Origin of the sequence: Sutterella massiliensis, from assembly GCF_016899755.1 — a bacterium.
Classification (GTDB): Bacteria; Pseudomonadota; Gammaproteobacteria; order Burkholderiales; family Burkholderiaceae_F; genus Sutterella; species Sutterella massiliensis.
The window spans coordinates 21,546-30,449 of the sequence record NZ_JACJJC010000021.1; the positions used below are offsets into that span (position 1 = coordinate 21,546).

Sequence of the window (8,904 nt, forward strand, 5' to 3'; positions counted from 1 at the left end):
GCGCCGGGGGCCTCTACGCGGCTTCCTTTCGGAAGCCGCGGAAGCGTCGCCCTCGCGCCGGAAAAATGCGCCGCACGGCTTTTGAGCCCGGGGCTCCCTTCGAGCTCGCTGCTGCGAGCTCCCTGGGGAAGCGCCCTCCGGCATGCCGCCGCATTCAGTGCATGGGTCAAGTGTCTAACTCGAGGCTTCTCTCGCTTTAGAGATCCCAGTGTTCGCGCGCGGCCATGATGAGCTTCTTCGCGCTTTCTTCATCGAGCCCGGTCTGTTCAACCACTTCGTCGGTCGAGAGTTCGGCCAGGTCGTCGAGCGTCTTCGTACCCGCAGCGACGAGCTTGTTGGCGAGATCGTTCGTCATGCCTTCGAGCTTCATCATTTCGGGATCGGCCTTGCGAAGATTTTCTTCGCGAGTGATCGCGTCGGCCAAAAGCTTGTTGCGCGCGCGCTGACGAAGCTCTTCGATCGTTTCGCGGTCGAAAGCGTCGATTGCGAAGAGTTCCTTTTCCGGAACGTAAGCGATTTCTTCGATCGAGGAGAAGCCTTCGGCGATCAGCACGTCGGCAGCGGCTTCGTCAATGTCGAGGCTCTGCATGAACTCGACGCGGATCTTCGAGACTTCTTCTTCGCGCTTTTCGCTCGCTTCGGCTTCGGTGAGGATGTTGATCTGCCAGCCCGTGAGCTCGGAGGCGAGGCGCACGTTCTGGCCGCCGCGGCCGATTGCGATGGCGAGGTTGTCTTCGTCGACGACGACGTCCATCGCATGCGTTTCTTCGGCCATGACGATCGAGCGGACCTTGGCGGGTTCGAGCGCGCCCACCACGAACTGCGCGGCGTCGGCATTCCAGATCACGATGTCGATGCGTTCGCCCGAGAGCTCCGTCGTCACGGCGCTCACGCGCGAGCCTCGCATGCCGATGCAGGTGCCGATCGGGTCGACGCGCGGGTCGTTCGAGACGACGGCGATCTTGGCTCGCATGCCGGGATCGCGCGCAGCAGCCTTAATCTCGATGATGCCTTCTTCGATTTCGGGCACTTCAAGTTCAAAGAGCTTCTTGATGAATTCGGGCGAGGTGCGCGAGAGGAAAACGGTCTTGCCCTTGGGCGTGTCGCCGACATGGTCGACATAGGCGCGAACGCGGTCGCCCGTGCGCATGTTTTCGCGCGGAATCATCTGATTGCGCGGCAGACGGGCTTCGAGACGGCCGATTTCGACGATGGCGTCGCCCTTATCCATGCGCTTGATGACGCCCGTGACGATCGATTCCTGGCGTTCGAGGAACTCCTTGAGGATCTGTTCGCGTTCGGCATCGCGCAGACGCTGCAGGATCACCTGCTTGGCATCCTGCGCAAAGCGGCGGCCGGCGCCGTCGATATCGACGTTTTCGATCGGACGCTCGACATAGTCGCCCGGGACGAGCTCCGGATATTCGTCATGAATGTCGGAGAACATTTCCTGACGATCGGGCTCCTGCAAACCTTCTTCGTCGGAGACGACGAGCCAGCGTCGCACGGCGGTAAACTCGCCCGTCTGACGGTCGACGCGCACGACGATGTCGGCGTCTTCGCCGGGGAAGCGGGCACGCTTGACGGCGCTCGCGAGCGCAATTTCAAGCACGCCGAAGACGACGTCCTTTTCCACGTTCTTTTCGCGGGCGAGCACGTCGACGAGCTCAAGCATTTCGCGGCAGTTCATTTCCTTAACCCCTTAACCCTTAAAGTTCAATGCTCTGATCAGATGGGCGCGATCCACGTCGCCGAGCGCAAACTCGACGCGAACGGGCGCGGATTCGGCCGTTGTCTTTTTGCGTGCGCGAAGCGCCGCCTGACGCGGCGTGCGCGGAATTTCAACTTCGAAGTAGTCGAACGTGATGCGCTCGGCCCCGGACTCGCCATCGATCGAAACGATGCGGCCCTCGAGTTTGCGGCGGCCGGCTTCCGGGAAGCCTTCGGCCTTCATCGGCGCAAAAAGTTCGACGTGCGCGAGCTCGCCCGCAAAGCGCGACCAGTCGCGCGCGCGCTTGAGCGGACGCTCGACGCCGGGCGACGAGACTTCGAGGCGCTCGTAAGGAATGTCTTCGACGGTGAAGAGGTGCGTGAGCTGGTCGCTCACACGTTCGCAGTCTTCGAGCGAAATGCCGCCCTCGGCCGTCGTATCGATCGTGACGCGCAAAAGTCCGCGCGCAAGACGCTCGAGTTCGACGAATTCGTAGCCGAGGCCTTCGACCGTGCGTTCGACGAGTTCGTTGAGCGCTGAAGTTTGAGTCATATGTCGTCTGCTCCCAAAAGTTGAGAAGCGGTCCCGAACGCCATGCTCGGATGCGTTCGAGTCCGGTGGGCGGACCGCAGAGGCGCACAGCGGGACGCACCGTCCCGAATCAGGCCCAAGCCGCGAAGGCGCTCGAAAGGAGCCCCTGGCGGCAGCGCCGGGACGGCTTCGCCTCTACGCTGCGTGCCGCTTCGGGCACGCCTCAAGTCCAGCGAAAAACCAAAAAAAAATGGGCGCAATGCCCATTTCCCACCCTTTGGGCGCTTCTTTTGAAGCGAAGCACCTTCCCCAAAAGGAAAGCGCGCTTCGCCGCGAGCGCCTGAGGGCGACGACCCGGATCCTGTCGCTTTTCTTGGGGGTTCTTCAGGCGCGCCTCACGGGCGCCCGAACGGTCCCGCGAAAGCCGACGCCTCACGCGGCCGGGAACCCGACCAGCGGGTTCGCCGCGAAAGCGAGAGCGGATCGTCTCAATGCGACGTTCGGACATCTCACGTCCGGCGCGTCGGAAAAATAAAAAGCCTTTCCGCGGCCCGTACGGACAGTGAGAAGGGGCGTCCTGCGAGAGACGCCCGAACCCCGCGCCGGCGTCGCACCTCGACCAAACGAAGCGCACCCGGACATGCGAACGGGAGCCCAAGGCTCGGCCGATCGCACAAACGAATCGGGGTTTCCAAGAATGTGCGTGATTTTAGGGGATCGGACGGGCGCCTGCAACGCGCAAGCCCCAAGTTTTTGGGCGAAAAGCACGTGGCAGCGGGCGCGCCCCAAGCGGCGGCGTCACGCAAAGCGACCGCACTCGGGGCGCGAGCACTCGACATCGATGTGCCCGAGCGCACGCAGAATCCCGTTCGCCCGATGCCGGCGCAGCTTAGCGGCGCGAGCCGCTCTTGCGGTCGGCGGGCTTTTTCGCGCCAGCGGCGGCCGCGGGCTTGCGCGGACGCTGCGTCGGACGGTCCGACAGATCGCGCCCCTGCGCGAAAGGAACGCCGGTGCGGTCGGACACCCCCTTCTTAAAGCGTTGCCCCTTGCCGCTCTTTTCAGATTTCTCCGTCTTTTCGGTCTGATCGGCACGCGCGGCTTCGGGCCCGTAGCGCTTGGCGCTCTTAAAGCCCGTGCGCTCGCCCGAACGGAAGGCCGCACGCAGCGCCTTCTTCTCCTCGGCCTTTTTGGCCGCAGTAGGCGCAAGCGCCTTTTCGGCCTTGTCGAGTTCGGCAATAAGCGCGCGCACGTCTTCGGGCGCGAGCTCGAGGCGCTTGCCGCGCGGGAGCGTCTTCGGCAGCTGGAGCGTACCGTAGCGCACGCGAATGAGGCGCGACACCGTGAGGTTGATCGCCTCGAAAAGGCGGCGCACTTCGCGGTTGCGCCCTTCCTTCACAACCACGGTGTACCAGTGGTTGAGCCCCGTGCCGCCCTCGTCCTGCACGGACTCGAACTTCGCCGGGCCGTCCTCGAGGTCGATCCCGGCCGTGAGGCGCAGCAGATCCTCGGCTTCGATTTCACCGACCGTGCGAACGGCGTACTCGCGCTCCATTTCGTAGCGCGGGTGCATCAAACGGTTGGCAAGCGCACCGGAAGTCGTAAAGACGAGAAGCCCCTCGGTATTGAAGTCGAGACGGCCGACAGCCACCCAGCGGCCGCCTGAAACGCGCGGCAGATGATCAAAGACGCTCGGACGCCCTTCGGGGTCGTCGCGCGAAACGATTTCGCCAGCGGGCTTGTGATAGATAAGCACGCGCGGCAGCGCTTCGCCCCCTTCGGGCCGATGCACAAGACGCCCCTCAACGCGCACGGCGTCTGCCGCGCTCACGCGGTCGCCGAGCGTCGCAGGCAGGCCGTTCACCGTGACGGCGCCCGAGAGGATGAGTGCCTCCATTTCGCGGCGAGATCCGAGACCGGCTTCGGCCAAAGCTTTCTGCAGCTTCACGGTCGGCAGATCCGCGCCCGTCAGCGCTTCGCGGGCGCGCTCGATGATTTCGCGCGCGAAGCTGCGTTCGCCCGCTTTGCCCTCTCGCGCGTTCTTCTTTTGCGGCGCACGGAAAGGCGTGCGCTTCTTCACGCCGCCGCGCGTCGTGAAGCTCGATCGGATGGTGCGCCCTTCACGAGCGCCCGTCTTCGGTGTCTTTTTCAAAGTGAAGCTCCTCTTGCGTCTGCAGCTCGCCCACCGGAGCCGTCTGCGCAGGATTTTCAAGGCCGAGCGGGAATTCCGCCTCGGTGGATGTTTCTATGCTCGGCAGATCCGCCAGGCACTTCAGACCGTGATCGGTCAGAAAGGTCTTGGTGGTCGCCAAAAGCGCCGGCCGCCCGGGCGTCTCCCGATAGCCCACCGTCTCGATCCAGCCGCGTTCTTCAAGCTGGCGGATGATGGCCGGATTCACAGCAACGCCGCGAATCGCTTCAATGTCGCCGCGCGTCACGGGCTGACGATACGCTATTACGGCAAGCGTCTCAAGCGCCGCACGCGAAAAGCGCTGCGGCTTGTCGACGGCGAGCCGCGCAAGATAGGGACCGAGTGCTTCGGCCGTACGAAACCGCCAGGCGCCCCCCGGCAGCTCTTCGAGCACAAGACCGCGCTCGAGCCACTCGGCGCGAAGCGCCTCAAGGTGCTGCTTGATCGTCTTGGCCGAGAGCGCATCGTCAAAAAGCTTTCGAAGCGTCCGGGGCTCGAGCGGCGTGCGCGAAGCGAGTAGCGCCGCTTCAATCACGTGTTCAGGCTTGAGCATGATCGGGTGCGAGTCGACATTCGGGGCAACCGCGATTCTAACGGCAGCCCGAATCGGAGAAATGAGCGGGCGACGCCGGACCGTCTAGGCGCGAGGTTTGGGCCTCTGCCGTGAAGCGCCTCCTGCGTTCACGACGCCACTCAACAAAAAAGCCCGAAATCAGACGATTTCAGGCTTCACGCTTACTGGCCCCGACGTCTTGGCCTCTCAGCTTGAGAAGCCCAAGTGGCGGAAGGGGTGGGATTCGAACCCACGATACGGTATAACCGTATACCGGATTTCGAGTCCGGCGCATTCGACCTCTCTGCCACCCTTCCGTGTCTCGAGAGAAGACGAATATTACAGATGATCGAGAAAAAAAGCAAGAGCTGCGAGATTTTTTTTGAAGTTATTTTCTCAGTGCGCGTTTTAGGCGGCCTTTGCACCCGCAAAAGCAATGCGCCGCCCATAGGAGCGGCGCATTGAGCGACTGCCGGCCTCAAAGGCGTCGGCCGAACACCCATCAAAGGTTCTCAACCGACGAGAGGCACCTCAGCGAACGTTCATCAGGCTTCGGGGCGAAGCACTTCAACGCCGCCCATGTACTTGCGAAGCACTTCGGGGACGGTCACCGAACCGTCGGCGTTCTGATAGTTTTCGAGCACGGCAACGAGCGTGCGGCCGACAGCGAGACCGGAGCCGTTCAACGTATGCACATAGCGCGTACGGCCGTTTTCGTCCTTGAAGCGCGCGCCCATGCGGCGGGCCTGGAAGTCGACGCAGTTCGAGCACGAGGAGATTTCGCGGTACGTGTTCTGCGCGGGCAGCCACACTTCGAGGTCATAGGTCTTGGCGGAACCGAAACCGATGTCGCCCGTCGAGAGCGCCATGACGCGATAGGGAAGACCGAGCTTCTGCAGGATGTCTTCGGCGTCGTGCGTGAGCTCTTCGAGCGCGGCCCAGGAATGATCCGGATGCTCGATGCGGACCATTTCGACCTTGTCGAACTGGTGCTGGCGGATCATGCCGCGCGTGTCGCGACCGTACGCGCCCGCTTCGGAACGGAAGCACGGCGTGTGGGCCGTCACCTTGATCGGGAGTTCGTCGTTGCGAAGGATCTTGCCGGCGACCTGGTTCGTGAGCGTCACTTCAGCGGTCGGCACGAGGTACATCTGTTCCTGGTCGCTCGAAGCGCCGCCCTTCTTCGCGGCGAAGAGATCCTCTTCAAACTTCGGCAACTGCCCCGTGCCCTGCATCGTCGAAGCGGTGACGATGTAGGGGGTGTAGCACTCGGTGTAGCCGTGTTCGGCCACGTGCGTGTCGAGCATGAACTGCGCGAGCGCACGATGCAGACGGGCAACCTGGCCGCGCAAGAAGACAAAGCGCGAGCCCGAAAGCTTCGCGGCGGTGTCGAAGTCCATGCCGAGCGGCGCACCCACATCGACGTGGTCCTTCACTTCGAAGTCGAACGTGCGGGGCGTGCCCCAGCGGCGAACTTCAACGTTTTCCGTTTCGTCCTTGCCGATCGGCGTCGTTTCGCTCGGCAGATTCGGAATGCGGAGCATGAGGTCGTTGAGCTCGGTGCGGATCGTGTCGAGCTCGGCTTCGAGCTTGGCGAGGTCGGCCGGAATTTCGGCGGCTTCGGCGAGAACGGCGGAAGCATCTTCACCGGCCTTCTTGAGGCGCCCGATTTCCTTCGAGAGCGCGTTGCGGCGCGCCTGCAGCTCTTCGGTCTTCGTCTGAACGACCTTGCGGCGATTTTCAAGATCGTTGAACTGGGCCTCCGGGAAGTCGAAATTGCGGGTCTTCAGACGCGCAACAACTTCGGGAAGCGACTTTCTCAGGAGATTGACGTCGAGCATGTTGTTTCTGATCCTTCTTTGGGACTGATGAAATTTTGAGAGATGTCGTTCGGCGCGCCGCCGCTTTACGTGCGGCAAGGGGGAACCCTGCGGCCGCCGGACGTTGTTTCGTGAGAAGCCGACGTTTCGGTGCGGGCACCGCTAAGCACCCCGCACCGTCGCATCGGACGCATCCAGACATTGTCGCCCCATTGCGGGCGAGCGTGCAAACGAATGCGCCACTCAGCGCTGACCGCGCTTGCGACCGAGCCCCTTGGCGCGGGCCTCTTCATTGAGTTTTTCTAGCCCCTCGAGCTTGGTGCGGATGCGCGCTTCAAGACCGCGATCGGTGGGTTCGTACCACTTCATGCCTTCGAGCCCTTCGGGGAGATAAATTTCGCCTGCGGCGAAGGCGCCGGGTTCGTCGTGCGCGTAGCGGTAGCCCTGGTGGTAGCCCAAATCCTTCATGAGCTTCGTGGGCGCATTTCGCAGATGCATCGGCACCGGACGTGAACCGTCCGTCTTAACGAAGGCGCGCACGGCATTGTAGGCGTTATAAACCGCATTGCTCTTGGGCGCACACGCAAGGTAGACGGCTGCCTGCGCGAGCGCGAGTTCGCCCTCGGGGGAGCCGAGCCGCTCGTAGGCCTCGGCCGCCTCGATCGCGAGCTGCGTGCCCTTGGGGTCGGCGAGCGAAATATCCTCGACCGCCATGCGAATCAGACGACGCGCGATGTAGCGCGGATCGCAGCCGCCGTCGAGCATGCGGGCGAGCCAGTAGAGCGCGCCGTTCGGGTCCGAACCGCGAATGGATTTATGGAGCGCGCTGATCTGGTCGTAAAAATTGTCACCCCCTTTGTCGAAGCGGCGCAGTGTCGCGGGCGTCGTCTTTCTCAGAAACTCCGCCGTGATTTCCGGCATTCGCCGCTCGCGCGCCATCGTTGCGCACACGTCGACGGCATTGAGCAGCCGGCGCGCATCCCCGTCGGCGAGCCCCGTGAGAATGTCGCGTGCTTCCGGCGTCAAGCGGATTTCGGCAAATTCGCGCGTCATTGCGCGATCGAGCAGCGTTTCGGCTTCCGCTTTCGAGAGGCTCTGCAGCTGATAGACGGTCGAGCGCGAAAGGAGCGCGCTCACCACTTCGAAGGAGGGATTCTCGGTCGTAGCCCCGACAAAGACGAAGAGCCCCGACTCCACGTGCGGCAGGAACGCGTCCTGCTGACTCTTGCTGAAGCGGTGCACTTCATCGACAAAGACGAGCGTGGGCCGCCCCGTCGCCTTCATGGTGGCGCGCGCCTCTTCAACCGCGTCGCGGATGTCCTTCACGCCGCCGAGCACCGCAGAAATGGCAATGAAAGGCAGATCGAAGGCGTCGGCCATCAAGCGCGCCAGAGTCGTTTTCCCGACGCCGGGCGGTCCCCAGAGAATCATCGAGTGCGGACGACGATTTTCAAATGCCACGCGCAACGGTGCACCCGGACCGATCAAGTGCTGCTGCCCGACGACTTCGTCGAGCGTGCGCGGGCGCATTCTCTCGGCGAGCGGCTGAAGCATGGGCTTCGGACTGTGGGGCGCCGCCTCGCGGCGGGGCGCAGCACTGCGGCGGGCGGCAGCATCGAGCTCGCCGCCGAAAAGATCGTCTTCCGTCATGATTGAAACTCGAGCAATAAGGCCGCAGGTTACTCGAAAGGAAAATTTTTCGCTCGATTTTGTCGCTTTTCCGGCGGCCAATAAGACGAAACCCCTCGAGCGCTGAGCATCGAGGGGTTTCTTTATGGGGAGCCTGGCAATGACCTACTTTCACTGGAAATACAACCAACTATCATCGGCCCTGAAGCGTTTCACTGTCCTGTTCGGAATGGGAAGGAGTGGTTCCGCAACGGTATGGTCGCCAGGCTGAAAACTTTGGAAGGAAATGACTGCAGGTTTCGACTGCGCTTCGATTCTTTCTGGAAGTCCTCTTCGAGCTTCGACTCTTCAAGGCTTCACGGTTATAGGATCAAGCTGCACGAGCAATTAGTATCGGTCAGCTAAACGCCTCACAGCGCTTGCACACCCGACCTATCAACGTCCTGGTCTCGAACGACTCTTTAGGGAGGTC

The 8,904-nt window shown here is 62.5% G+C and carries 6 protein-coding genes, 1 tRNA gene and 2 rRNA genes; all 9 read right to left on the bottom strand.

Going from position 1 to position 8,904, the window contains the following annotated elements:
- Window positions 1-196: 196 nt before the first annotated feature.
- Window positions 197-1,690 carry a transcription termination factor NusA gene (gene nusA, locus H6A60_RS10080; RefSeq protein WP_205104188.1) on the bottom strand — a complete coding sequence of 498 codons (1,494 nt, stop codon included), beginning with the start codon at window positions 1,688-1,690 and terminating at the stop codon, window positions 197-199.
- A 12-nt stretch (window positions 1,691-1,702) separates the two neighbouring features.
- Window positions 1,703-2,263: a ribosome maturation factor RimP gene (gene rimP, locus H6A60_RS10085; protein WP_205104190.1), complete on the bottom strand. Its 561-nt coding sequence runs from the start codon at window positions 2,261-2,263 to the stop codon at window positions 1,703-1,705.
- Between the two features lie 868 nt (window positions 2,264-3,131).
- The gene (gene rluB, locus H6A60_RS13775) at window positions 3,132-4,391 is read right to left on the bottom strand and encodes a 23S rRNA pseudouridine(2605) synthase RluB (protein WP_439145081.1); all 1,260 of its coding nucleotides are present in this window, start codon (window positions 4,389-4,391) and stop codon (window positions 3,132-3,134) included.
- Window positions 4,360-4,983, bottom strand: coding sequence for an SMC-Scp complex subunit ScpB (gene scpB / locus H6A60_RS10095; RefSeq protein ID WP_205104194.1), 624 nt, complete (start codon window positions 4,981-4,983; stop codon window positions 4,360-4,362). The genes rluB and scpB overlap by 32 nt, the downstream gene beginning before the upstream one ends.
- A 226-nt stretch (window positions 4,984-5,209) precedes the next feature.
- Window positions 5,210-5,300: transfer RNA gene (locus H6A60_RS10100), tRNA-Ser, on the bottom strand.
- 228 nt (window positions 5,301-5,528) lie between these two features.
- Entirely contained in the window at window positions 5,529-6,824 is a 1,296-nt protein-coding gene (gene serS / locus H6A60_RS10105; RefSeq protein ID WP_205104196.1) for a serine--tRNA ligase, read from the bottom strand.
- A gap of 222 nt (window positions 6,825-7,046) precedes the next feature.
- The gene (locus H6A60_RS10110; RefSeq protein WP_205104198.1) at window positions 7,047-8,453 is read right to left on the bottom strand and encodes a replication-associated recombination protein A; all 1,407 of its coding nucleotides are present in this window, start codon (window positions 8,451-8,453) and stop codon (window positions 7,047-7,049) included.
- 131 nt (window positions 8,454-8,584) lie between these two features.
- A 5S ribosomal RNA gene (gene rrf / locus H6A60_RS10115) occupies window positions 8,585-8,699 on the bottom strand.
- 99 nt (window positions 8,700-8,798) lie between these two features.
- A 23S ribosomal RNA gene (locus H6A60_RS10120) occupies window positions 8,799-8,904 on the bottom strand; the annotation flags it as partial.